The 24,489-nt window shown below is 57.8% G+C and carries 26 protein-coding genes and 1 pseudogene; 24 read left to right on the top strand and 3 right to left on the bottom strand.

Annotation, left to right across the window (positions count from 1 at the left end; genetic code table 11):
- The first annotated feature begins 1 nt into the window (after position 1).
- From HMPREF9162_RS08330 to sdhB, 7 genes are all read left to right on the top strand, one after another.
- Positions 2-565: a non-canonical purine NTP pyrophosphatase gene (locus HMPREF9162_RS08330; RefSeq protein ID WP_009752868.1), complete on the top strand. Its 564-nt coding sequence runs from the start codon at positions 2-4 to the stop codon at positions 563-565.
- Positions 566-613: 48 nt separating this feature from the next.
- Positions 614-1,099, top strand: a complete 486-nt coding sequence (locus HMPREF9162_RS08325) for a metallophosphoesterase (RefSeq protein WP_009658232.1) — start codon at positions 614-616, stop codon at positions 1,097-1,099.
- 305 nt (positions 1,100-1,404) lie between these two features.
- The gene (locus tag HMPREF9162_RS08320) at positions 1,405-2,247 is read left to right on the top strand and encodes a fumarate hydratase (protein ID WP_009438948.1); all 843 of its coding nucleotides are present in this window, start codon (positions 1,405-1,407) and stop codon (positions 2,245-2,247) included.
- 39 nt (positions 2,248-2,286) lie between these two features.
- Complete coding sequence (locus HMPREF9162_RS08315) at positions 2,287-2,844, top strand: Fe-S-containing hydro-lyase (RefSeq protein ID WP_009350550.1); 558 nt, start codon at positions 2,287-2,289, stop codon at positions 2,842-2,844.
- An 87-nt stretch (positions 2,845-2,931) separates the two neighbouring features.
- Positions 2,932-3,564, top strand: a complete 633-nt coding sequence (locus HMPREF9162_RS08310; RefSeq protein ID WP_009350551.1) for a succinate dehydrogenase — start codon at positions 2,932-2,934, stop codon at positions 3,562-3,564.
- Between the two features lie 24 nt (positions 3,565-3,588).
- A complete protein-coding gene (gene sdhA / locus HMPREF9162_RS08305; protein ID WP_009350552.1) occupies positions 3,589-5,400 on the top strand; it encodes a succinate dehydrogenase flavoprotein subunit in 1,812 nt (603 codons plus the stop codon).
- Positions 5,401-5,415: 15 nt separating this feature from the next.
- Positions 5,416-6,168: a succinate dehydrogenase iron-sulfur subunit gene (sdhB, locus tag HMPREF9162_RS08300; RefSeq protein WP_009350553.1), complete on the top strand. Its 753-nt coding sequence runs from the start codon at positions 5,416-5,418 to the stop codon at positions 6,166-6,168.
- Between the two features lie 143 nt (positions 6,169-6,311).
- Here the strand turns inward: sdhB and HMPREF9162_RS08295 are convergent, their stop codons facing one another.
- Together HMPREF9162_RS08295 and trpD are read right to left on the bottom strand one after the other, a co-directional pair.
- Positions 6,312-7,259 carry a bile acid:sodium symporter family protein gene (locus HMPREF9162_RS08295; protein ID WP_009752901.1) on the bottom strand — a complete coding sequence of 316 codons (948 nt, stop codon included), beginning with the start codon at positions 7,257-7,259 and terminating at the stop codon, positions 6,312-6,314.
- Positions 7,260-7,273: 14 nt separating this feature from the next.
- On the bottom strand, positions 7,274-8,296 hold the full coding sequence (gene trpD, locus HMPREF9162_RS08290; RefSeq protein ID WP_009658273.1) for an anthranilate phosphoribosyltransferase: 1,023 nt from the start codon (positions 8,294-8,296) through the stop codon (positions 7,274-7,276).
- Positions 8,297-8,515: 219 nt separating this feature from the next.
- Between trpD and HMPREF9162_RS08285 the strand changes: the two genes are divergently transcribed.
- The 17 genes and pseudogenes from HMPREF9162_RS08285 to HMPREF9162_RS08205 all read left to right on the top strand — a co-directional run bounded on the left by HMPREF9162_RS08285 (position 8,516) and on the right by HMPREF9162_RS08205 (position 23,903).
- Entirely contained in the window at positions 8,516-9,205 is a 690-nt protein-coding gene (locus tag HMPREF9162_RS08285) for a MotA/TolQ/ExbB proton channel family protein (RefSeq protein ID WP_026761921.1), read from the top strand.
- Positions 9,202-9,600 carry a biopolymer transporter ExbD gene (locus HMPREF9162_RS08280; RefSeq protein WP_009350558.1) on the top strand — a complete coding sequence of 133 codons (399 nt, stop codon included), beginning with the start codon at positions 9,202-9,204 and terminating at the stop codon, positions 9,598-9,600. Before HMPREF9162_RS08285 ends, HMPREF9162_RS08280 begins: the two co-directional genes overlap by 4 nt.
- Before the next feature lie 227 nt (positions 9,601-9,827).
- On the top strand, positions 9,828-11,273 hold the full coding sequence (locus tag HMPREF9162_RS08275) for a DUF438 domain-containing protein (RefSeq protein WP_009752783.1): 1,446 nt from the start codon (positions 9,828-9,830) through the stop codon (positions 11,271-11,273).
- A gap of 98 nt (positions 11,274-11,371) precedes the next feature.
- Complete coding sequence (locus HMPREF9162_RS08270; protein WP_009350560.1) at positions 11,372-11,752, top strand: sigma factor-like helix-turn-helix DNA-binding protein; 381 nt, start codon at positions 11,372-11,374, stop codon at positions 11,750-11,752.
- Complete coding sequence (ffh, locus tag HMPREF9162_RS08265) at positions 11,749-13,125, top strand: signal recognition particle protein (protein WP_009658218.1); 1,377 nt, start codon at positions 11,749-11,751, stop codon at positions 13,123-13,125. Before HMPREF9162_RS08270 ends, ffh begins: the two co-directional genes overlap by 4 nt.
- A gap of 22 nt (positions 13,126-13,147) precedes the next feature.
- The gene (gene rpsP, locus HMPREF9162_RS08260) at positions 13,148-13,423 is read left to right on the top strand and encodes a 30S ribosomal protein S16 (RefSeq protein ID WP_009350562.1); all 276 of its coding nucleotides are present in this window, start codon (positions 13,148-13,150) and stop codon (positions 13,421-13,423) included.
- Positions 13,424-13,505: 82 nt separating this feature from the next.
- Positions 13,506-13,733, top strand: a complete 228-nt coding sequence (locus HMPREF9162_RS08255) for a KH domain-containing protein (RefSeq protein ID WP_009350563.1) — start codon at positions 13,506-13,508, stop codon at positions 13,731-13,733.
- Positions 13,734-13,792: 59 nt separating this feature from the next.
- Positions 13,793-14,202 (top strand): annotated as a pseudogene (locus tag HMPREF9162_RS08250) (YlqD family protein).
- Positions 14,174-14,701 (top strand): ribosome maturation factor RimM, encoded by a 528-nt coding sequence (rimM, locus tag HMPREF9162_RS08245; protein WP_009658247.1) that lies wholly within the window; start codon positions 14,174-14,176, stop codon positions 14,699-14,701. The pseudogene HMPREF9162_RS08250 and the gene rimM overlap by 29 nt, the downstream one beginning before the upstream one ends.
- A gap of 168 nt (positions 14,702-14,869) precedes the next feature.
- Positions 14,870-16,111, top strand: coding sequence for a glycerate kinase (locus tag HMPREF9162_RS08240; protein WP_009658244.1), 1,242 nt, complete (start codon positions 14,870-14,872; stop codon positions 16,109-16,111).
- A 98-nt stretch (positions 16,112-16,209) separates the two neighbouring features.
- Entirely contained in the window at positions 16,210-16,686 is a 477-nt protein-coding gene (tsaE, locus tag HMPREF9162_RS08235; RefSeq protein WP_009350568.1) for a tRNA (adenosine(37)-N6)-threonylcarbamoyltransferase complex ATPase subunit type 1 TsaE, read from the top strand.
- Positions 16,667-17,386 carry a tRNA (adenosine(37)-N6)-threonylcarbamoyltransferase complex dimerization subunit type 1 TsaB gene (gene tsaB / locus HMPREF9162_RS08230; protein WP_009752854.1) on the top strand — a complete coding sequence of 240 codons (720 nt, stop codon included), beginning with the start codon at positions 16,667-16,669 and terminating at the stop codon, positions 17,384-17,386. Before tsaE ends, tsaB begins: the two co-directional genes overlap by 20 nt.
- On the top strand, positions 17,383-17,883 hold the full coding sequence (rimI, locus tag HMPREF9162_RS08225) for a ribosomal protein S18-alanine N-acetyltransferase (RefSeq protein ID WP_009350570.1): 501 nt from the start codon (positions 17,383-17,385) through the stop codon (positions 17,881-17,883). Before tsaB ends, rimI begins: the two co-directional genes overlap by 4 nt.
- Positions 17,883-19,547, top strand: coding sequence for a WG repeat-containing protein (locus tag HMPREF9162_RS08220; protein ID WP_009658251.1), 1,665 nt, complete (start codon positions 17,883-17,885; stop codon positions 19,545-19,547). The genes rimI and HMPREF9162_RS08220 overlap by 1 nt, the downstream gene beginning before the upstream one ends.
- 33 nt (positions 19,548-19,580) lie before the next feature.
- Positions 19,581-20,597: a tRNA (adenosine(37)-N6)-threonylcarbamoyltransferase complex transferase subunit TsaD gene (tsaD, locus tag HMPREF9162_RS08215; RefSeq protein ID WP_009658286.1), complete on the top strand. Its 1,017-nt coding sequence runs from the start codon at positions 19,581-19,583 to the stop codon at positions 20,595-20,597.
- A 253-nt stretch (positions 20,598-20,850) separates the two neighbouring features.
- The gene (locus HMPREF9162_RS08210) at positions 20,851-22,749 is read left to right on the top strand and encodes a PTS mannitol transporter subunit IICBA (RefSeq protein WP_009752866.1); all 1,899 of its coding nucleotides are present in this window, start codon (positions 20,851-20,853) and stop codon (positions 22,747-22,749) included.
- A 2-nt stretch (positions 22,750-22,751) separates the two neighbouring features.
- On the top strand, positions 22,752-23,903 hold the full coding sequence (locus HMPREF9162_RS08205; protein ID WP_009438946.1) for a mannitol-1-phosphate 5-dehydrogenase: 1,152 nt from the start codon (positions 22,752-22,754) through the stop codon (positions 23,901-23,903).
- Between the two features lie 123 nt (positions 23,904-24,026).
- On the opposite strand, the gene HMPREF9162_RS08200 is transcribed toward HMPREF9162_RS08205, so the two are convergent.
- Positions 24,027-24,371, bottom strand: coding sequence for a cupin domain-containing protein (locus HMPREF9162_RS08200; protein WP_009752801.1), 345 nt, complete (start codon positions 24,369-24,371; stop codon positions 24,027-24,029).
- Positions 24,372-24,489 lie beyond the last annotated feature (118 nt).

Genomic DNA, 24,489 nt, shown 5'->3' with positions numbered 1-24,489 from the left:
GATGGAGAAGGCGTTCGAAGGGCTCCCCGTGCGTCTCGTGCCGCTCTCTCGGCTGCACGAGGTGCTGCCGGACGCGCCGGAGGTTGGAGAACCAGTCGAAGACGGCGCGACGTTCCTAGAGAATGCGCGCATCAAGGCGTATTATTATCGTGAAAAGACGGGGCTCTCTGCGCTCGCGGACGACTCGGGGCTCGCCGTGGATGCGCTCGACGGCGCGCCGGGCGTCTATTCGGCACGCTATGCGGGCGTGCATGGCGACGACACGGCGAACAATGCGAAACTCGTTTCGGAGCTTGCTGCGCGCGGGGAGGAGAACGCAGCGGCATCCTATCGCTGCGCGCTCGTGCTGACTCTTGCGGACGGGCGGGAGCTGACGGCGGAGGGCGTCTGCCGCGGCTTTATCCGTCCCATGCCGCGCGGGACGGGCGGATTTGGCTACGATCCGTATTTTTATCTGCCGCGCGGGAAGGCGATGGCGGAGCTGACGCTTGCGGAAAAACACGCGGTGAGTCATCGTGGGGCGGCGCTGCGCGAGATGAAGGAGCTGCTTGCCGGGATTTTGTGATGTGCTTGTGAATATCATGTGTGAGGATGTGGAAAGGGGCGGAGGAATATGAGGATCGGGCTGGTCAGCGACAGTCATGGGAATGTGCGCGTCTTTGAGGATATGCTCGCCGTGCCGGGCGCGGCGGAAGCGGAGCTTTGGCTGCACGCGGGGGATCACGCGGCGGATGCGGAGATGCTGCGGCTGCTGACGGAAAAACCCGTCGTATGCGTCCTTGGCAACTGCGACTACGATGAGGACGGCGCGTATCATGAGACCTCCGTCGATGTTGCGGGACACCGCGTCTTTCTCGCACACGGGCACCTGTTCCGCGTGGAGTACGGGACGGAGCGCTTTGCAGCCGCGGCGCGCGAGGCGGGCGCGGATATTGCTGTCTACGGGCATACGCACATTGCGTATATGGAGCGCGGCGACGTCACCGTGCTCAATCCCGGCAGCATCGCACGCCCGCGCGACGAGCGGCGCGGCTCCTTCATGCTGATGGATTTGGAAGAAGGCACAGCTCCCCGGGTGAATCTCATTCGCATCGAATGAAAATTTTTTTTCAGAGAGGATTTTATACGAAATATAGATGATAAGATATAGAAGTTATATATATAATTCGAAATAAATAGCAATCAATAAAAATATTTTTATTGATTGCTATTTTTATGCGTGATAAAACTAAAAATAAATAATGAAATTCATGATTGCATTCACGTGCACGGCCTTTAGAGAAAGTGAATGAGATTCAGATTTTTCAAGGCTTGACGCGGATTTTCAAAGCCTTGAAAGCCTGAAAAAAATATGTTATAGTCTAACTAACCTGTGTATAAGTTATATTTATAGGAGGGATTATTTTGCGAGAGCTAAACGCAAAAGCAATCACGGAGAACGTCGCCGAGATGTGTATGGAAGCGGCGTATTACCTCCCAAATGATGTGTACGAGGGGCTCAAGAAAGGAAGAGAGACGGAGGAGTCGCCCGTCGGCAAGGTCGTTCTCGACCAGATCATCAGCAACGCGGAGATCGCGCGCGCAGAGGATCGTCCGTACTGTCAGGATACGGGCATGACCATCGTGTTTGCAGAGGTCGGGCAGGATCTCCACATCACGGACGGTCTGCTCGAGGATGCGATCAACGAGGGGATCGCAAAGGGCTATACGGACGGATACCTGCGCAAATCCGTCGTTGCCGAACCGCTGTTCAACCGAAAGAATACGCAGAACAATACGCCGGGCATCATCTACACGAAGATCGTCCCGGGAGACAAGATCGACATCACGATCGCGCCGAAGGGCTTTGGCTCGGAGAACAAGTCCGGCGTGAAGATGCTCGTGCCCGCAGACGGCGTCGAGGGCGTCAAGAAGGCGATCATGGACATCATCCGCCACGCGGGACCGAACCCGTGCCCCCCGATGGTCGTCGGCATCGGCATCGGCGGCACGATGGATCAGGCGGCGCTGCTCTCGAAGAAGGCGCTGACGCGCTCCATCGACGAGCGTCACCCGATGCCCGAGTATGCGCGGCTCGAGAACGAGCTGCTTGAGGAGATCAACAAGACGGGCATCGGTCCCCAGCTTGGCGGGACGACGACGGCGCTCGCCGTCAATATCGAATGGGGCGCAACGCACATCGCGGGTCTCCCCGTTGCGGTCACGATCTGCTGTCATGCCCTGCGCCATGCGCATCGCGTGCTGTAATCGCCTTTTGTCTGTGTATTTTTGAGGGAGGAACGCGCTATGGCGGAAAGTATTCGCATTACCACGCCCTTTACCGAGGAGATGTCCCGTAAACTGAAGGCGGGCGACAGCGTGCTCATCACGGGCACGATCATCAGTGCCCGCGACGCGGCGCACAAGGCGATGACCGAAGCGCTCGCAAAGGGCGAGCCGCTGCCGGTCGACTGGCACGATCAGATTGTCTACTATCTCGGCCCTACGCCTGCAAAGCCGGGCGATCCGATCGGCTCCTGCGGGCCGACGACCTCCGGACGCATGGACGCCTACACGCCGACGATGCTTGAGCAGGGCATCAAGGGCATGGTCGGTAAGGGCTCGCGCTCGAAGGAAGTTGTCGAGTCGATGAAGAAGAACGGCGTCACCTACTTTGCCGCCGTCGGCGGCGCAGCGGCGCTGATTGCAAAGTCCGTCAAGAAATACGAGGTGGTCGGCTACCCAGAACTCGGCCCCGAGGCGGTGGCTAAGCTGACGGTTGAGGATTTCCCCTGCATCGTTGTCATTGACTCCGAGGGCAACGACTTCTACGAGATCGGGCAGAAACCCTACCGCAAGGAATAGGGCGCTGCAAGATCCGCATCATGTTGACGGTGATGGTTTGGCGCATGACAAATCATTTGGGTCTATATTATATTTAGGAGGTATGAAATGTTCCACACAACCTTTTACATGCGGCGGCTGCATTCATTGGTCGGTCTCGTCGTCGTCGGCGTGTTCCTCTTCGAGCACGTCTTCACGAATTCGACGGTGCTCGGCGGCGCAAAGGCGTTCAATGATTCGCTGGCGATGATGGAGCTGATTCCAAAGCCGATTTTCTACGGTCTCGAGATCTTTGCTATTGCAGTACCGCTCCTCTTTCACGCAATCTACGGTATTTACATCGCGGCGCAGGCAAAGAACAACCCCGGCAACTATGGCTATGTCCGCAACTGGCAGTTCGCTTTGCAGCGCTACACCGCATGGATTCTCATTCCGTTCCTCATTTGGCATGTCGGTTACATGCGCATCTGGGAGAAAGGCATGATGGGGACGCATATCAATTATGACCTCCTCTACACCTATTTTGTGACGGGCGACTACGCCATCCTCCACACGGTGCTCTATACGCTCGGCATGATCGCGGCGATCTTCCATTTCTGCAACGGCATCTCGACGTTCTGCATGACGTGGGGCATCGCCAAAGGCCCGCGCGCACAGGCGGTCATCAACGCGATGGCGATGGGACTCTGCACACTGATGAGTCTCGTGACGCTCGCCTTCATGGGCAGCTATTTCATGTAAAAACTGCAGCAAAGGAGAGTAATAATGGCTAAAGTACCTGAAAATAAGGTGATCATCATCGGCGGCGGTCTTGCGGGACTGCTGGCGGCGATGAAGGTCTGCGAAGGCGGCGGCACGGTCGATCTCTTTTCCTACTGCCCGGTGAAGCGTTCGCACTCGCTCTGCGCGCAGGGCGGCATGAATGCCTGCATGGATACGAAGGGCGAGCACGACAGCGTCTATGAGCACTTCGACGACACCGTTTACGGCGGCGACTTCCTCGCGGATCAGCTCGCCGTCAAGGGCATGGTCGAAGCGGCGCCGCGTCTCGTGAAGATGTTTGACCGCATGGGCGTTCCCTTTACGCGTACCTCCGAGGGCGTGCTCGATCTGCGCAATTTCGGCGGACAGAAGAACAAGCGCACCGTGTTTGCCGGCTCGACGACCGGTCAACAGCTCCTCTACGCACTCGACGAACAGGTGCGTCGCTGGGAGGTCAAGGGCAAGGTCAAAAAATATGAGTTCTGGGAATACATCCGCGCGATTAAGAACAAGGACGGCATCGTCCGCGGCATCGTCGCGCAGAATATGAACTCGAACGAGATTCGTTCGTTCCCGGGGGATGTCGTTATGCTCGCGACGGGCGGCCCCGGGCAGGTGTTCGGCCGCTGCACGGCGTCCACGATCTGCAACGGCTCGGCGGTCTCCTCCGCGTATCAGCAGGGCGCGCACATCGGCAATCCCGAGTTCATCCAGATCCATCCGACGGCGATTCCGGGCTCGGATAAGAACCGCCTCATGTCCGAGGCGTGCCGCGGTGAGGGCGGGCGGATTTGGACGTATAAGGACGGAAAACCGTGGTACTTCCTCGAGGAGATGTACCCCGCGTACGGCAACCTCGTGCCGCGCGATGTCGCTTCGCGCGCGATCTTCAAGGTTTGCGTTCATATGGGGCTCGGCGTCAACAATGACCGCCGCGTCTACCTCGATCTTTCGCATATCCCTGCGGACTACCTCGAGCACAAGCTCGGCGGCATTCTCGAGATGTACTCTGAGTTCGTCGGTCAGGATCCGCGCAAAGTGCCGATGGAGATATTCCCGTCCGTGCACTATTCCATGGGCGGCATTTGGGTTGACCGCAACCATCACACGAACATCCCCGGCCTCATGGCGGCGGGCGAGTGCGATCATCAGTACCACGGCGCGAACCGTCTTGGTGCGAACTCGCTCCTCTCAGCGGCATATTCCGGCTATATCGCGGGACCCGAGGCACTGCGCTGGGCACGCAGCGGTGAGCTCGGCACGGCGCTGACCGAGGACGAGATGGAGACGGCACGCCTTGAAGCCGTCGCTGAGTTTGACAAGATCCGTGCGATGGACGGCCCCGAGAACGCGCACAAGCTTCATCAGGAGATGGGCGAGATCATGTACGATTATGTGTCCATCGAGCGCGACAATAAGGGACTCGACATCTGCCTTGAAAAACTCAAGGGTATTCTGAAGCGCTGGGACGACATCGGCGTGACGGATCGCGGCACATGGGCGAATCAGGAAGTTATGTTCGTCCGTCAGCTCCGCAACATGATCCTGTACGCGATGGCGGTCACAAAGGCAGCACGCTGCCGCGACGAGAGCCGCGGCGCACACGCCAAGATCCTGCTCGACGACAAGGGCGAGCGCAAGACGGACGCGGACGGTGAGCTGATGTTCTACGGGCGTGACGATGAGCGCTTTATGAAGACCACGATTGTGGACTACGATCCGCAGACCGAAGAGCCGATCATCAGCTATATGGATTTCGAGCATTCGCTCATCAAGGCGCGCGCCCGCAACTATGCCGTTGCGAAGAAGGAGTAAGGGAGGACGGAAGCCATGGCAGAACAGAGAAAAGTACGTTTTATTGTCGAGCGGCAGGACGGTCCTACCGAAAAGCCTTATACGCAGGAATTTGAAGTTGAGTACCGCGTCGGTCTCAATGTCGTTGCGGCGCTCATGGAGATTCAGAAGAATCCCGTGACGATCGACGGCAAGCGCGTGCCGCCCCCCGTGTGGGAGTGCAACTGCCTCGAAAAGGTCTGCGGCGCGTGCATGATGGTTATCAACGGCAAGGCACAACAGGCGTGCTGCGCGCTCGTGGACAATCTTACGGAGCCGATTCGGCTCCAGCCTGCGCGCACATTCCCGGTCATCCGCGATCTGCTCATCGACCGCACGGTTATGTTCGAGAGCCTCAAGCGCATCCACGGTTGGATCGAGGTCGACGGTTCGTGGGACAACCGCGAGGCGCCGATTCAGAACCCGTACACGGCGGAGACCTGCTACGAGCTGTCGCACTGCATGACCTGCGGCTGCTGTCTCGAAGCGTGCCCGAACGTCGGCCCGCAGTCCGACTTCATCGGCCCCGCGCCGACGGCGCAGACGCTGCTCTTTAACATGCACCCGCTCGGGAAGTTCGACGCGCCGAAGCGTCTGAACGTCCTTATGGAGAAGGGAGGCATCACGAGCTGCGGCAACAGCCAGAATTGTGAGCGCGTTTGCCCGAAGGGCATCAAGCTCACGCAGCATCTCGCACAGCTCAACCGCGAGGTCAACAAGCAGGCACTGCGCAACATGTTCAACCATTAAAACAAAGGCGGTTCAGACAACAAGAGACTGCCACGTGGAGGAAATAACCTTCACGCAGCAGTCTCTTTTTTGTATCAAGAAAAGGGCTGTAACGAAAGTACGAAAAACGCTGTTTCGTTACAGCCCTATATTTATTTTAGCAATTATATTTTTTCGCGTGGAGATTTTTTCATTTTTGAGGAAAGATAATTTGCGGCGAGTGAGCCGGAGATGTTGTGCCATACGCTGAAGAGCGCGCCGGGGATCGCGGCTGCCGCGCCGAAGTGCAGGAGGGCGAGGGAGGCGGCGAGTCCGGAGTTCTGCATACCGACCTCAATGGAGACCGCCTTGACCTTTGCCATGTCCATATGCAGGAGCTTTGCAACGCTAAAGCCAAGCGCATAGCCGAGCAGGTTGTGGCACATGACGACGACCATGATAAGCGCGCCCGTCTCCATGATGCGCCCCGCATTTGCCGAGACAACGGCGCCGACGATGAGGACAATGGCGACGACGGAGATGAGCGGGAGCACCTTGACCGCTTTTTGTACGGGTCGCTCAAAGAAGTGATTGATGAGAAGTCCGAGAACGATCGGGGCGATAACGACCTGCGCGATTGAAATCATCATTTTTCCGGCGGGAATATCGATCCATTGTCCCGCGAGCCAAAGTGTGAGGAGCGGTGTCATGATCGGCGCGAGAATCGTCGATGCCATCGTCATGGAGACGGAGAGTGCGACGTCTCCGCGTGCGAGATATGTCATGACGTTGGACGAGGTGCCGCCGGGACAGGTGCCGACGAGGATCACGCCTGCGGCGAGCTCAGGCGGCAGGGAAAAAGCATGTGCGAGTATCCACGCCAAGAGAGGCATGATGCCGAACTGAGCGACAGTGCCGATAAGCACGTCTTTTGGACGCTCCAATACGAGCCGAAAATCCTCGAAACGGAGCGTCATGCCCATGCCGAACATAACAATGCCCAGGAGAATGGTGATATACGGCACCGTCCATAGGAATGTCCACGGTTGAAAAAGGGCAACGGCGGCGATGGCGATGACAAATACCGCCATAAAACGGGAAACAAAATTGCTGATTTGCTCCAAAAGCTGCATAGATGAAAGACCCCTTATGAATTAGAAAGGCGGATAAAGTCCTCGAGTTTGCGCACGGCACTGCCGTTTTCAATCGTTTGCCGTGCGGCTGCGATTCCTTCTGCAATCGAGGACGCGGCGCCGTAGATGTAGACGGCTGCCCCTGCGTTGAGCAGGCAGACGTTCGCACGTGCGTCCGTGATCTCTCCTGCGAGAATGCCGCGCGTCACGGCGGCGTTTTCCTCAGGAGAGCCGCCGCGGATGGCGGATTTATCCGCAAGGGGAATGCCAAAGTCCTCGGGGGTGATCTCGTAGGCACTTTCACGACCGTTCACAATCTCGCGGATCTTCGTCGGTGCACCGATGGAGATCTCGTCCATGCCGTCCGTGCCGTGCACGATGAGTGCACGCTTCACACCGAGTGTCGGCAGGACGCGGGCGAGCGGGCGGAGCAGGTGCTCGCCGTAGACGCCGAGGAGCATACACTCAGGATGCGACGGGTTCGTCAGGGGACCTAGGATGTTGAACACTGTGCGGATGCCGAGCTCGCGGCGGATCGCACCGACGTATTTCATTGACTGATGATAGCGCTGGGCAAAGAGAAATGCCATGCCGACGGTATCAAGCTCCTCACGCACCTTTTCAGGCGACTGATCGAGGGCGACGCCGAGCGCCTCAAGACAGTCCGCCGTCCCGCATTTCGACGAGGCGGCGCGGTTGCCGTGCTTGCAGACCTTTAGTCCCGCCGCCGCTGCGATGAAGGAGGCGGTCGTCGAGACATTGATGCTGCCCGAGTGATCGCCGCCTGTTCCCACGATGTCGATGACTTCCATGCCGTCATGTGGCACGCGTTCCGCATGGCTGCGCATCGCCGCAGCTGAGCCTGCGATCTCGTCGATCGTCTCCATGCCGCTGCTTTTGGTCGAGAGTGCAGCGAGATATGCGGCGTTCTCCACAGCGGACGTTTCTCCCGACATGATCTCGTTCATTACGGCATAGGCTTCGTCGTAGTAAAGATCCTTCTTATCCACGATCTTTTGAATGGCTTCTTTTATCATTGCGGTGTGCCCCCTTGAAAGTATCATCATTAAATACAGGTCAGTATTATAGCATAAAATGTCCGGAGTTTCCATTTTGTTGTGAAATGCATTGGATGTATATATGCAATGAAATCCGTTTTCATTGACGGAAATGCAAAATTATAGTAAGATAGTGACGCAATCGGGGGTGGCACAGATGCCATCATGGAGGAACGGCGGAAAGGAAAAGTGGCATTTATGGATTATATTTCACAGGGGATACATTTTTTTCATCAGGGCGGTACGGTTATGTACTTCCTGCTGGCGGCGTCGATCTTTGTCGTATTTATCGCCATTGAGCGCGCGCTTTATTTCGCCGGGGCGGATGCGGGGCGGAGCTTTGCCCACGCGTTTATGCTCCATATTGCGAATGGGCAGTTCAAAGAAGCCGTGCAGCTGACAGAGGTAAAGCGCGGCTCTATTTCGGATATTCTGTTCAGCGCAATTTCAAAGAACAGCAAGAATTCGCGCAAGATGAATTCCTACATGGAGGTGCAGTCCGGCATTGCGCTGTCCAAATTCCGCAATCGTCTCTATTATCTGAGCGTCGTCGTTACCATGGCGCCGCTGCTCGGTCTGCTGGGCACGATCAGCGGGATGATTTCGACGTTCAGCGTGTTCAACCTCGACGCGGGTGACCCGACCGCCATCACAGGCGGCGTCGGCGAGGCTCTGATCGCCACGGCAATGGGGTTGTGCGTTGCCATCATTGCACTCGCTGTGCATGCATACTTCTCACAGCGCATTGAGAACATCGTTACGGACATGGAGATGTGCTTCTCCGTTGCCGAGAACAACCGCATTGAGCTTGCACGCGCCGCGGGAGTAAAGGGTGTTCTCGAGACCTCCATTCACGCGGACGGACAGGCGGAAGGTGATGAGGCATGAGACTGCGCGACAGAAGGGCATTTAATAAGCCCGAGGTCATGATCATCCCCATGATCGACATCATGTTTTTCCTGCTCGTGTTCTTCATCATGAGCACGCTCTACATGGTGAACCTCAAGACCGTGGACGTCAACCTGCCGAAGGCGCAGACCGCGCAGACGCAGCTGAACGTTACCTATCTCGTCACCGTGCGCAAGGACGGCACGCTCTGGCTCGAGGATAAACAGATCGATGAGGCGACGCTCCTGCGACGCGCGCATACGGAGAGCCAAAAGAATCCGAAGTTCGCCGTTGTCGTGCGTGCGGACGGGGATATGAATTACAGCGGTGTCATGGAGCTGCTGGATAAATTCCGCAAGGAAGGCATCACGCGCTTCGGGCTTGCGGCAGAATAACGAAACCGACAATAAGGCTGCGGCATCCGCATTTTGTGCAGATGCTGCGGCTATTTTATATTTAGCGCCTAAAATGTAGGGGGGAGATTATGGCAAGCAAATCCCCGTGAATTTCATTTTATTGAACTAATTTCCTGTAGCAAAGGTTACAGTCTTTTTCGGAACGCTGCGCTATAATGTGCACATAGTTTAGATTCATAACAAGAGATAATATAAGGAGTTTGACGATGGAAAAGGTCTTGGATCTGAAAAAGACGGTCGCCGATTTGGTCGGAGAGTATCCCGAGGTTCGGCAGATCATGGCGGATGTTGGGTTCCGCGAGATTACGAGCGATGTGGCGCTCAATGTGATGGGGCGCATCATGACGATCCCGCGCGGTGCGGCGGTCAAGGGCGTCGACCTCAATAAGGTCATTGCGACGTTTGAGGAACACGGTTTTACGGTGATCGGCGACGATCGGCAGACACGGCAGGGACGCCTGCGCGGATTCATCGAGCGGCTCTCGGGCGGCGAGGACTTGGAATCCGTACGTAAGGATTTCGTCGAGGAGTTCAGCCATGTCGAGGCACACGAGATCATGGATGCGGAGCAGACGCTTATCAAGGAGGGGATGCCGATCACCGAAGTGCAGCGTCTCTGCGATGTGCATTCCGCGCTGTTCCACGGAACGCCGTCCGCACCGCCTCCGGGGGCGCTCTCGCACGATGAGATTCATGCGCAGGCGGCTTCCGTCGACCCCCACGACATTGATGCGCTGCCCGAAGGGCATCCGCTCTCGATCCTGCGTGAGGAGAACACGGCGCTCGGCGCATTGCTCGATGCGATCGAGGCGGAGCTGGACAGCGCGAAGCGCACCGACGTGATGCTCGAGCATGTACTTGCCCTCGGCGATGTGCGGATGCACTATATCAAGAAGGAAGAGCTCCTGATGCCGATCCTCTACGACTACGGCGTCACGGGTCCCTCGCAGGTCATGTGGGGCATCGACGACGAGATGAAGCGCGAGCTCAGCATGATCACAAAGGCGCTCAAGGAGGATTCGGAGAATTTGCCGATGTATGAGGCACGCCTGCGCGCCCTCACGCAGCGAATCCGCGAGATGATTTTCAAGGAGGAGAAGATTCTTTTCCCACTCAGCCTCCGTTATTTTACGGAGATTGAGTGGTATCGGATGTACCATGACCTGCCGGATATGGGCGTCTCGTTCGGCGTCGCCATCCCCCCATGGCAGCAGGCGCAGCCGTGGCTCGATCAGGAGGCGGCGCGGCTTGCGGATGGCGCAGCCGACGGCAAGCTCCAGTTCCCGACGGGCGAGCTGTCGATGGAACAGCTCAATGCAATTTTCAAAATGCTGCCCGTGGACATCACATTCATCGACGCGAACGATACGGTACGCTTCTTTACCAACGAGGGACAGGTATTTACGCGTCCCATGTCGGCGCTCGGGCGCGATGTGATGAACTGCCATCCGCCCGAGATCATCCCCGTGGTGCGCAACCTCATCGCGGACTTCAAGGCGAAGAAGCGCACGCAGATGATCGTGCACCGATATATCCGCGAGCGTCCCATCCGCGTCCACTATCAGGCGCTCTACGACGCGGCGGGAGACTACATGGGGACAGTGGAGTTCGTGACGGATCACGCTGAGCCGCTGGAGAAATTCCGCCGCTAAGCAAAAAATAAACCCTGTCAAGAAAAATGCTTGACAGGGTTTTTGTTTGCCGTTATACTGCGAAGAGTGTTTTAGGAAACGTATGGCGTTTCGTCGGAATGGGTGATGACTTGGAGCGGCTTTACGATCTCGCGCAGCTGTACGATCTATACGGCGCACTGCTGACGGGGAAACAGCGGGAATGTCTGCACCTGCACATCGCCGAGGACTTCTCACTCGCGGAGATCGGCGAGACGCTCGGCATCACGCGGCAGGCGGCACATGAGAGCATCCGCCGCGCTGAGCATGCGCTTGCCGAGATGGAGGAGCGGCTCGGACTGCGCGCGCGCCGCGCGGCAGAGGAGCGCGAACTCGCGGGTATCTACGAGGAGTTGTGTGCGCTCAAGGAGCCGATCGCAACTGCGGATGTGCAGCACATCATAGCGCCGCTGCGGCGCTATGTAGAGACTAGTGCGGAACAGGAGGAGGTGAGTTTATGATATTTGAGAATCTATCCGACCGCCTGCAGGGCATCTTTAAGAAAATGCGCGGACACGGCAAACTGACCGAGGACGACGTGAACGATGCGATGCGCGAGGTGCGCATGGCGCTGCTCGAAGCGGACGTCAATTTCAAGGTCGTTAAGGATTTCGTGAAGCGCGTCAAGGAGCGTGCCGTCGGGCAGGAAGTACTCGACACGCTCACAGCAGCGCAGGCGGTCATCAAGATCGTCGACGAGGAGCTCACGGAGCTCATGGGCGGGACGGAGAGCCGGCTCAATATCAGCCCAAACCCGCCGACGGTCATCATGCTCGTTGGTCTCCAAGGCTCGGGTAAGACGACCTCGGCGGGCAAGCTCGCCCTCATGCTGAAAAAACAGGGCAAACGTCCGCTCCTCGTGGCGGACGATATCTATCGCCCCGCCGCCATCAAGCAGCTCGAGGTCATCGGCGAGAAGGTTGGTGCTCCCGTGTTTTCGCAGGGGCAAGAGGATGCCGTTGCCATCGCGCGCGCTTCGATCGCGTACTCGGCAGCGCACGCAAATGACGTAGTCATCATTGATACGGCGGGACGTCTGCAGATCGACGAGACACTGATGCAGGAGCTGCGCGACATCAAGGCGGCCGTGCAGCCGCATGAAATCCTGCTCGTTGTTGACGCGATGACAGGGCAGGAGGCAGTGAACGTCGCGGCGGCGTTTGACGCTTCGCTCGGGCTCGACGGCATCGTCATGACGAAGCTCGACGGCGATGCGCGCGGCGGTGCAGCACTTTCCATCAAGGCGGTGACCGGGCGTCCCGTTAAATTCGTCGGTATGGGCGAAAAGCTCGACCCGCTCGAGGTGTTCCATCCCGACCGCATGGCGTCGCGCATTCTCGGTATGGGCGATGTGCTCTCCCTCGTGGAGAAGGCGCAGGAAAATTTCGACATCGAGAACGCGAAGAAGATGGAGGAGAAGCTACGCAAGAACGACTTCACACTCGATGACTTTCTCGAGCAGATGCAGCAGATCAAAAAGCTCGGTTCGCTGAATAACATCCTCGGCATGATTCCGGGGATGGGCGGTCTGAAGAAAAAGCTCGGCGATCAAGAGCTCGATCTTGACGGCAAGGAAATGCGCCGTCTCGAGGCAATCATCCGCGCGATGACCCCGAAGGAACGCGCGGACATTACGATCATCAACGGCAGCCGCCGCAAGCGCATCGCTGCGGGCAGCGGTACGCGCGTGCAGGACGTCAATAAGCTCCTCAAGCAGTTCGGCGAAATGCGCAAGATGATGAAGAAGATGAACCAAATGAAGGGTAAGGGGAAAATGCCAAAGATGCCGTCACTCGGCGGCATGGGGCTTCCCAAAATGCCGTTCTTTAGGTAACACAACGAAAGGTGGTGAGAATATGGCAGTCAAGATTCGTTTGAACCGCATGGGTGCGAAGAAGAATCCCTTCTACCGCATCGTTGTCGCCGACTCGCGCGCACCGCGCGACGGTCGATTCATCGAAATCCTTGGGAATTACGATCCGTCGAAACAGCCCGCCGTCGTCAACATTGACGAGGAGAAGGCGATCGACTGGATGCAGAAGGGCGCACAGCCGACCGATACGGTCAGGAACATCCTGAGCAAGAACGGTACAATGGCAAAATTTGCCGAGGCAAAGCGCAAGAAGGACTAAGGAGCGCAGCGTCCGGGGAACGGGGTTCTTTCATATCGAAGGAATCCCTCAGTCCGGCGCGCGGTGAGGAGAGACGACCGGCGTGAAAGAGATAGTCGAGGTTATTGCCAAATCCTTGGTGGATCATCCGGAAGCTGTCGTCGTTGACGAGACGCAGGATGATCAAGAGATCATATTGAAACTTCATGTGGCGGAGGATGACATGGGTAAGGTCATCGGTAAGCAGGGGCGCATCGCAAAGGCGCTGCGCAGCGTTGTCAAAGCCGCCGCGACGAAGGAGAATAAACGGGCGACGGTCGAGATCGGCTGAGCCCATCGAAACGGCGTGCGTCTTAGACGGTCGCCGTTTTTGTATAAGGAGAGATCAACATGGATTCTATTTCGCTGAAAGTGCCTGTCACGGTCAAGGCAAAACTGACGGAGAAGCTGCGCACGAAGATGCGCAAGGAGATGGAGGAAGGCGTCAGCCGTGCAGAACTCGAACTCCAGCAGATCGGTATTCAGGAAAAACGTGTCATGCAGGAGGCGGAGCAGGGGAGCTGACACCGCAGGCGATCGACCACATCAACATGATCCGACAGGAACGCCAGTCCCGCATGGAGTATGTGGAACAGACGCGCGCGCATCTTGAGGAGCTCGAGAAATTCGCCGAGGGCGCGGAGATCATTCAGGGCACGCTTGAGCATCAGGTCGAGGTGCATATCGGCGACGATATGCGCGAGATCATGAACGTCGAGATTTTAGTCGAAGATGACAAAATTATCGCCATCCGCTCCTGAGGGGCGCATTGTCATCGGGCGCGTCGGTGCACCGCACGGCATCGCCGGCGATGTGCGCGTCATCCCGCTGACGGACTTCCCCGAACGATTCGCCCGACTGCGCGAGGTCGTGGTGGGGGACGAGCTCCTGCACATCGTGCGCATGAAAGAGCAGGGGAAGAACTTCCTCATGCAGTTCCGCGAGTATCCCGTCCGCGAGGAGGCACAGCGGCTCACGGGACGGCTGCTCACCGTCGCGCGCACGGATGCCGCACCGCTCGAGGAGGGGGAGTATTACGTCTTTGATATCGTGGGGCTGTCCGTCTATGATGAAGCGGGTACGCTCCTCGGCAGCGTCGAGAACGTCATCCGCACGGGCAGCAACGACGTCTATGCCGTGCGCGCGGAGGACGGGCGAGAACTCCTCATCCCCGCGCTGCGCAGCGTCGTGCGCAATATCGACATCGCGGGCGGGCGCATGGACGTGTGCCTGCCGGACGAGGCGGACGACCGGCGCTGATCTTCTCGTGTCTTGCGGCATGAGCCGCTGCAAAATTTACATCGGAAGAGATGCGAGAAAGACGCGTCGAAGAACCGCCTTGCTGCAGGGATGTTTTGTGGGCTGCCTGAGGTCACGGCGGTTTTTTATGAGGAATTGATGTGAGAACTTTCTGGAAAGGAGTTTCACATGACGCTTGAACACAGTGCGCTCCGGCGCGATGCGGATGCGATTGTTGCGGCGTCTCTGCGCGCCGTGCTCCCGGATGCCGCCGTTCGAAAGGCGCTCGCGGGACATGAGTTTGCAAAGGGGAAGCTCGTTCTCGTCGCGGTTGGCAAAGCCGCGTGGCAGATGGCAAAGACGGCGGCGGAGATGTTGGGGGATCGTATTCATGACGGCATCGTAATTACGAAGTACGACCATGTACGCGCGCCGATTCCCGGACTTGTCTGCTTTGAGGCGGGACATCCCGTTCCCGATGCGAACTCCTTTGCCGCGACGGCGCAGGCACTGGAGATGACGACAGATCTCTGCGCAGACGATACGGTGCTCTTCCTCCTCTCGGGTGGGGGGAGCGCGCTCTTTGAGCAGCCGATCATTCCCGACGCGGAGCTTGCGGCGATGACGGAAAAATTGCTTGCCTCGGGCGCAGACATCGTGGAGATCAATACGATCCGCAAGCGTATGAGCGCGGTCAAGGGCGGGCGATTCGGGGCACACTGCGCGCCGGCGCATGTCCTCAGCATCGTCTTGAGCGACATCATCGGCGACCCGCTCGACATGATCGCATCGGGCCCCGCATATCCCGACAGTACGAGTGCGGCGGCGGCGAAGGCAATTGTGGAGAAATACGGTCTGAAACTATCGGATACAGCGATGGCACTCCTGGACGAGCCGCTGCCGCAGGAACTGCCCCATGTGGAGACGCATATTACGGGCAGTGTGCGCGAACTCTGCGCGGCGGCGGCGCAGGAGTGCCGGAGATTGGGCTATGCGCCGCATATCCTCACGGATGAGCTCGATATTGAAGCGCGCGAAGCGGGACGGTTTCTCAGTGCAATCGCAAAGACGCACCGGGGAGACGGTGCGCACGCCTATATCGCGGGCGGGGAGACGATCGTGCACCTCACGGGACACGGCAAGGGCGGACGAAATCAGGAGCTGGCGCTTGCCGCTGCCGCGGGGCTCGCGGGGATGGAGAATGCGGCGCTCCTCAGTTTTGGCAGCGACGGGACGGACGGCCCGACGGATGCGGCGGGCGGCTATGTCGACGGGCATACGCAGGAGATACTTGCGGCGCGCGGCATCTACATCGACGATATTCTTGCGGACAACGACGCATACCGCGCGCTGCAAGCCGTCGACGGGCTGATTATGACGGGGCCCACGGGGACGAATGTGAACGATGTTGCGGTACTCCTCATCCGCTAGAGTCTGTGTGCTTTTTCTTTTGCGCAAATTCCGCGCGCGTGTTATAATATATCAGAACTTTATTTCGGTTTTCACATGTATTCATGAGGGGTTGAACTATGCTCACCTGTATCACGCAATCTCCAGAGGAGACTGCGCATTTAGCGGGAACGATCGGTAAAATTATCCGTGAGGGGACGGTGATCTGCCTCGACGGGGAACTTGGCGTCGGCAAGACTCTCTTCGTACGCGCACTTGCGCGCACGCTAGGCGTGGAGAGCGACGTCACGAGTCCGACGTTCAACCTGATGAATATTTACGAAGCGGCATGTCCCATCGTGCATTTTGACCTCTATCGGCTGAATACCGAAGAGGAGCTTGAGGACATTGGGTTTTACGAGTACGCGGAGGCACAGGAGGGCATCGTGCTCATCGAGTGGGCGGAGAAATTCCCGGATGCGATGCCCGCCGACCGCCTGACGGTACGGATCGATGCCGTCTCGGCGGAGGGGCGGCAATTCACATTCGACGCTGTGGGGGAAAAGAGCACGGCGCTCTTAAAGGAGCTGGACGGACTTGTCAATCATAGCCGTTGATACCGCTTCGCAGGTCTCGAGCGTCGCAGTGATCTCAGAGGAGCGCGTCGCCGCGGAGATCAGTATGCAGGGGGCGCTGACCCACTCAGAGACGCTGATGCCGCACATCGAGACGGCACTGCGGATGGCGCGCGTGAAAAAAGATGAGCTCGCGGGCGTTGCCGTCAGCATCGGTCCCGGCTCTTTCACCGGGCTGCGCATCGGGCTTGCCGCCGCGAAGATGATGTCCTATGCACTTCGGATTCCCATGGTCGGCGTGCCGACGCTCGAGGCGCTCGCTTATCACTGCATGTGGGAGGGCGTGCGCCTCGTTCCTATGATGGATGCGCAAAAGGGTAACGTCTACACAGAGGAATTTGCGTGGACATGGGAGAGCGGCAAACCTGTTCTCCATAGCGTGTGTCCCCTGCGCATCCTGCCGCGCGACGCGCTCGTCGCGTCTCTTGCGGGGACGGAGAAGACCGTGCTCCTGATGGGGGACGCGATGCAAAAGGCAGCGGATGAGCCGCTCCCCGCGGGCGTGCGGCTTGCGCCGATACACATGCGGATGCCGTGCGCCGCCTGTGTGGGGCTCGCAGGTCTCGCACGCCTTGCGCGCGATGCGGCGGACGATGCGATGACGCTTGAGCCGCTCTATCTGCGTCGGAGCGAAGCGGAGGTGCTCTGGGAGAAACGTCACGGTGCGGAGCAGGCGGTATGATCACGTTTCGTGCGCTCACGGCGGAGGATGCCAAGGGCGTCGCACGCGTGGAGCGGGAGAGCTTCCCCACGCCGTGGTCGCGCGAAGATTTTTGGCGTGAGGCGTCGAATAAATTTGCCTGCTATATCGTGGCGTGCGAGGACGATCACATCATCGGCTTTGCAGGCTGCTGGATCTCCTTCGAGGAGGCACAGGTGACCAATATCGCGCTCACGGAGACGCGGCGCGGGCGCGGGCTCGGATGCCGCCTGATGGAAGCGATGATGCGTGCCGCCGCAGCGCGCGGAGCGGAGCGCATGACGCTCGAGGTGCGCCCCTCGAATGCCGCCGCCCTGCATCTCTATGAACGCCTTGGATTTTCCGCTGTCGGCGTGCGAAAGAAATATTACCAAGATAATGATGAGGACGCGATCCTCATGTGGCATACAAAGTTAAAGGAAATGTGCGGCGGCGCCGCGTCCGGCGCGCCGGAATCCGTCGCTCAAGGAGAAGAATGATGAAGCAATGGGGAAGACGGCTTTTTGTCGGCGCTCTCTTATCGACGATGTTTTTGCTGCCGGGGAACGACGCCGAGGCCGGTATTTTTGGGAATATCATCCACGCCATGATAGTCGCGGGCGAGGAGGAGGAAAAATCCGAGATCATAGACGGTCTGGTCATCGTCCATACGGGAAAGAAGCGCGCCGTCCTCGATACGGCGGGGAACGTTGTCGTGCCGCCGATTTACGATAAGATTCGCTTTGACAGCGCGGGCTTTATCCATGTGACGGATAAAAAACAATGCGGCGTTCTGCGCGCGGACGGTACGGTCGCGGTTCCGGTCGCGTACGAGCGGGTCGGCGACGCGAAGGAAGGGCGCTTTATCGTCTACGATAAGAAGAACGATCGCTACGGCGCCTACGACGCGGACGGGCATATCGTCGTTCCCATTGAGCAGCGCGAACTGTACTCCTATTGCGAAGGCCTTGCGAGCGTGTGTCGGTCGGATAAAACGTGGACGTTTGTTGATCTCGACGGACGTTTTCTGCCCGGGCATTATCGGGCGACGGGGCATTTTTCGGAGGGGCTGGCGGCGGTAAAGGACGATACGAACCGCTACGGCTATATCAATCGGGAGGGAACGACGGTCATTCCCTGCGTCTATGCGGAGGCGCGTCCGTTCTCGGACGGCACGGCCGTCGTTCGGGACGATACGAGACGTTACGGTTATATCGATAAGACGGGCGCACAGGTCGTTCCCTGCGCGTATGCGGATGCGAGAGATTTTTCCGGCGGCTACGCGGCTGTGCTGAAGAACCACGGCGCCATTGTGCGTCCCGATTGGGGATTCGTCGACCGGACGGGGGCGGAGGTTATCAAGCCGCATTTTTACTATGTGGATCACGATTTTACGGAGGACGGACGGGCGATTGTGAGCGACGATCGCTTCGCGTACTTTATCGATGCGACGGGAACGATTCTGTGGCCGTCGACCTATGACCGCATGGAACCTTATAAGGACGGGCTGGCCGCGGTATATAACCGCGTCGGAACCTATAGCTTCAACGCGATTTCGACCATGTTGGTCGGCAGCAAGTGGGATAAGATCTACGACGATAAAATCTATACGAGCATCGGCAACGATGTCTTAAAGCGAGGCTATGTCGATGCCGCGGGAAAAGAAATCATTTCGACGAAGAACGACTATGTGAGTCCTTTTGATAAGAACGGCCTTTCCTATGTCATGACAAAGGGAAAGTGGGGCGTCATGGACAGGACGGGGGCCTATGTGATCGAACCGCGGTATGAAAGAATCTATCCGCTGACCGAAGGACTTTTCGCGGTGCGCCTCAACGATCGATGGGGCTTTATCGACCGCGCGGGTGCCGCTATTATTCCGCCGGCATACGATCAGGTCGTGAGCTTCGGCGAGGGTGCGGCGAGTGTATGCAAGGATGGAACGTGGCATGTGATCGACAAAGACGGCAAAGATATTTTGACACTGCCCGACGGCGTGACGGATCTCGGCCCCTTTGCCGCGGGACTGATGCCGGTGCGGGTCGGAAAACTGTGGGGCTATATGGATCATGCCGGCGCGTTTGTCGTCGCGCCCGCGTACGACGCCGCGGATATTTTCCGAACGAAAGAGAGAGAGCTGCTTCCGGCGGATGAGGATGAATAAAAGAAAAACGGACGCGGGGAAGGGAGGGCGGTCATGCGCGAAAAAATTACCCTCGGCATCGAGACAAGCTGCGACGAGACCTCGGCGGCGGTGCTGCGCGGGACGCGGGAGCTGCTCTCCTGCGTGACTGCGACGCAGATACCGATTCATCGGAAATACGGCGGCGTTGTGCCGGAGATTGCCTCGCGCAACCACATCCTGAGCATCCTACCCGTCGTGGATCGAGCGGTCAAAGAGGCGGGCATAGAACTTTCGGATATCAATCAAGTCGCCGTCACCTATGGTCCCGGGCTCGTCGGCGCGCTTCTCGTCGGCGTATCAGCGGCGAAATCGCTTGCATTTTCCCTCGGTGTGCCGCTCATCGGGGTCAATCATCTTGAGGGGCATATCTTTGCAAATTTCCTTGAGACGAAGGATCTCACGCCGCCCTTTATGGCGCTCGTCGTCTCGGGCGGGCATACGGCGCTCGTCGACGTTGCGGATTACGATACCTTCCGTCAGCTGGGAAAGACGCGTGACGATGCGGCGGGCGAGGCGTTTGACAAGGTCGCGCGCGTGATGGGGCTGCCGTATCCCGGGGGGCCTGAGATCGATAAACTCGCTCGGGAAGGAAATGCCGCCGCGATCGATTTTCCGCGCGCCCTCGCACAGGAGGGGAACTATGAGTTCAGCTTCAGCGGACTGAAATCCGCCGTCCTGAACTATATCAACAGCGAGAAAATGAAAGGGCATGAGCTGCATCGGGCGGATATCGCCGCGTCGTTCCAGTCCGCCGTCGTAGAGGTGCTCGTGCACAAGGCGTTTGAGGCGATCCGGGAGGCGGGGCGCGATACGCTCGTCCTCGCGGGCGGCGTCGCGGCGAACGCGGCACTCGAGAACCGTCTGCGTGAGACCGCGGCGGAGCGCGGTATTCGCTACCTCTATCCCTCGCCGCGTCTCTGTACGGACAACGCCGCGATGATCGCCTGCCGCGGCGCCTATCAAGCGGCGGCGGGGCATTACGATAACCTATATTTGAATGCCGTGCCGGGACTGGATTTTGGGGTATAATAAAAATGAATCATGTCGATGTGCAATATATGTTGCGCATTGACTTTTTTCTTTTATATATAGAATTATTTTATACTTGAATGAGGGATCTCTATATTGTGCGAATGAAAAAGATTCGCTATAATGAGATTTATAGTATATCGTGCACTATGCGGGAATGGAGCGCATATGTACCGTTTGGTTTGGGGGAGTTCTTCCTAGAAAGTTTTGGGACGGCTCTTATTATATTTTTATTATACAGAGGGGGATTTTTATGAGTCAACAGGGCGGAGGGGCGCAGGAGGCCATGCAGAAATTTGGCCGCTTCCTGTCCGGAATGGTGATGCCGAATATCGGCGCATTTATCGCGTGGGGCTTCCTCACCGCATTATTTATTCCAACCGGGTGGATGCCGAACGAGACGCTCGCACAGGTCGGCGGCCCCATGAGCAAATGGCTGATACCGCTGCTCATCGGATTCACGGGCGGATTCGCCGTCAACGGACACCGCGGCGGCGTGATGGGGGCGATTGCGACCTCGGGCGTGATCGCAGGTTCCGACATCCCGATGTTCCTCGGGGCGATGATCATGGGTCCTTTGGGCGGCGCAGTCATCAAGAAATTTGACAATGCCGTCCGCGACAGCATCCCGGGCGGCTTTGAGATGCTCGTCAATAACTTCTCACTCGGCATCCTCGGCGGCATTCTCGCGATCCTCGCGTTTGAGGTCGTGGGGCCGATCGTCGGTGCAGCGAACGATGTCCTGCGCTCCGGCGTTGAAGGGATCGTTGCGGCGGGCTTATTGCCGCTGGCATCCATCATCATTGAGCCGGCAAAGGTGCTCTTCCTCAACAACGCGCTGAACCACGGCGTGCTGAGCCCCCTCGGCATTCAGCAGGCGCAGGAGTTCGGCAAGTCCACATTCTTCCTGCTTGAGGCAAATCCGGGACCGGGTTTAGGGATTCTGCTTGCTTACTGGCTCTTCGGTAAGGGCATGGCAAAGTCGTCGGCGCCGGGTGCGATGATCATTCACTTCCTCGGCGGTATTCACGAAATCTATTTCCCATACATACTCATGAAGCCGATCCTCATCATCGCGGCGATCGCGGGCGGAATGTCCGGTGTCTTTACACTTGTGATGCTGAACGGTGGGCTTATTGCGCCCTCGTCACCCGGCTCGATCTTTGCGATCATTGCCATGACACCGAACAGCGCGGCGCTGTTTGCAAATATGTCTGCAGTTGCCGTTGCGACGGCGGTATCGTGCGCGGTGGCTTCCGTCTTTATCAAGATGTCCAAGGATGTGGACGACGACTCTCTTGAGAATGCGCGTGAGAGCATGACGGATATGAAGAACCGCGGTAAAGATCTTCCGGCTGAGAAGAAAGTCTCGGGCAAGGATCTGAAGGTCATCGTCTACGCCTGCGACGCGGGGATGGGCTCCTCGGCGCTTGGTGCAGCGGCGCTGCGCAAGAAGCTCAAGAAGGACGGCTACACCGATATTTCGGTGACAAACTGTGCGATCGGTGCGATTCCACAGGAGGCGCAGCTCGTTATCTCGCATGAAAAACTCGCCGAGCGCGCACTTGCGGATTCGCCGCAGGCGGAGCACATCTGGGTACGCGACTTCACGCAGAACAACGTCTACGACATCGTCACCGAGCGGCTGAAGGCCGCTGCGGTCGATACCTCCGCGCCGACGAGCGAAGCCGACGCGTCCGCAGAGCCGAAAATCGGTGCGGGCGTCCTGCTGAAAGAGAACGTCAAGGTCGGTCTCCCCTCGGTCAGCCGAGAAGAGGCGGTCACCGCGGCGGGCAAACTGCTTGTGACGGGCGGCTACGTTGACGAGGGGTATGTGCAGGGGATGCTCAACCGCGAGAAGGAGCTTTCGACCTTCATCGGCAAGGGGATTGCAATCCCGCACGGGGAGAACGCCGTCAAGGATACCATTAAAAAGACAGGCATCGTCGTCCTCCAGTACCCCGAAGGGGTGAAGTTCGGCGATGAGACCGCGCATCTCGTCATCGGCATCGCAGGCATGGGCAACGATCATCTCGCGATCCTCGCGAACATCGCGACCATGGTCGGCGACTACAGCGACGAGCAGCTTGCGGCGCTCTTTACGACCAAGAGCGCGGATGAACTCTATGCCGTTTTCATGCAGGAGGACTGAGAATGAAACAGGCAATTCATTTCGGCGGCGGCAATATCGGCCGTGGGTTCATCGGCGAACTCCTCGTCCGCTCGGGCTACGAGGTTACGTTCGTCGATGTGGCGGAGGCACTCGTCGATGAGATCAATGCGCGCCGTGCTTACGACATTGAGATTGTCGGCGATACGCCGAAAAAAATCCATGTCGAGCATGTGCGGGCGATCAACAGCAATACGAACCTTGAGGAACTGCTCGATGCGTTTGTCACGGCAGATATCGTGACGACGGCGATCGGCCCGAACATCCTCAAATTCATCGCGCCGAATATCGCCAAGGGACTTGTACGCCGACTTGCAAAGAACGATGCGCCGCTCAATATCATCGCGTGTGAGAATATGGTCGGCGGGTCGACCGTGCTCAAAAACTTTGTATATGAACATCTCCCGGAAGATGTGAAGGAGAAGGCAAATCACTGCATCGGTTTTCCAGATGCGGCGGTTGACCGCATTGTGCCGATCCAGCACAACGAGGATCCGCTCCTCGTCAAGGTCGAGCCGTTTGCCGAGTGGGATGTCGACCGCAAAGGGGCGGTCGGCACGCCGCCTGCCATCGAGGGGCTGACGTGGGTGGACAATCTCACCGCCTACATCGAACGCAAGCTCTTCTCGGTCAACACGGGGCACGCCTCCATCGCCTACATGGCGTATCTGAAGGGCATCGAGGACATTGCCGCCGCGATGCGCGACGAGGAGATCGTCTCCTTTGTCCGCCGCGTGTGGGGGGAGACGAGCGAACTGCTTATCGAGAAATACGGCTTTGACAGTGAAAAACACGCCGCATATATCAGAACGGCAGAGGAACGGTTCAAAAATCCGCATCTCTCCGATGCCGTGACGCGCGTCGCCCGCGGTCCGAAGCGCAAGCTCGGCGCAGCGGATCGACTTGTCTCTCCCGCCGTGCAGCTGATGGGACTGGGGAAGAAACCCGAAGCACTCGCGACGGTGATTGCCGCCGCGCTTCACTTCGACTACGCGGACGATCCCGAGGCGGTCGAGGTGCAGAACTATGTGAAAGAACACGGCTTTGACGCCGCGCTCACGCATTTCACAGAGATTCCTGCGGACACGGAGCTGTTTAAGCTCATCGTTGAGAAAAATGCGGAGTTGAATCGTTAGCATCAATTTATACTCCATCCATAACATAATAAAAGACGACCGAAGAATATTCCTGCGGTCGTCTTTTATTATGGACAAAGCAATCCAATGTAGTAGTTTATACAGCAGATGGCTTATATGTCATCAGGCTTCGGGGAACGCTACGACGAGAAGCATCTTGAAGCCGCTGTCCTTTGATGCGTAGACGGAGTGCGGATGCCGTGCGGGCATAACGATGCTTTCTCCCTCTTTGACGTTGTAGACGGTGTCGTCGATCGTGATGACGCCCTCGCCTTCAAGAGCTGTGACGAGTGCGTCACCTTTCGACTCGTGTGTGCTGACGCCTTCGCCCTTGGCAAAAGCGAAGAGTGTGATTCCGAGCCCTTTATTCTGAACAAGTGTCTTGCTGATAACCTGTCCGTCCGCGTAGGCGACCTGTTCCTTGAGCAAGAGCGTCTGTGTATGCGCAATGTTGTTTAGAATTGCCATGATTGTTCCTCCTCTGTAAATCGTCTTGTAAATTGTGACTTTAGCATACACCGCATGGGAACGTATGACTGTGATTCAAACCACAATTCCGAGAAAATTACTCGGAATTACGGATGTG

This window comes from Selenomonas sp. oral taxon 137 str. F0430, from assembly GCF_000183625.1.
GTDB classification, from domain to species: Bacteria; Bacillota; Negativicutes; order Selenomonadales; family Selenomonadaceae; genus Centipeda; species Centipeda artemidis.
Note: the sequence above shows the minus strand (reverse complement) of the source record. Positions and strands in the feature narration are given on the sequence as shown.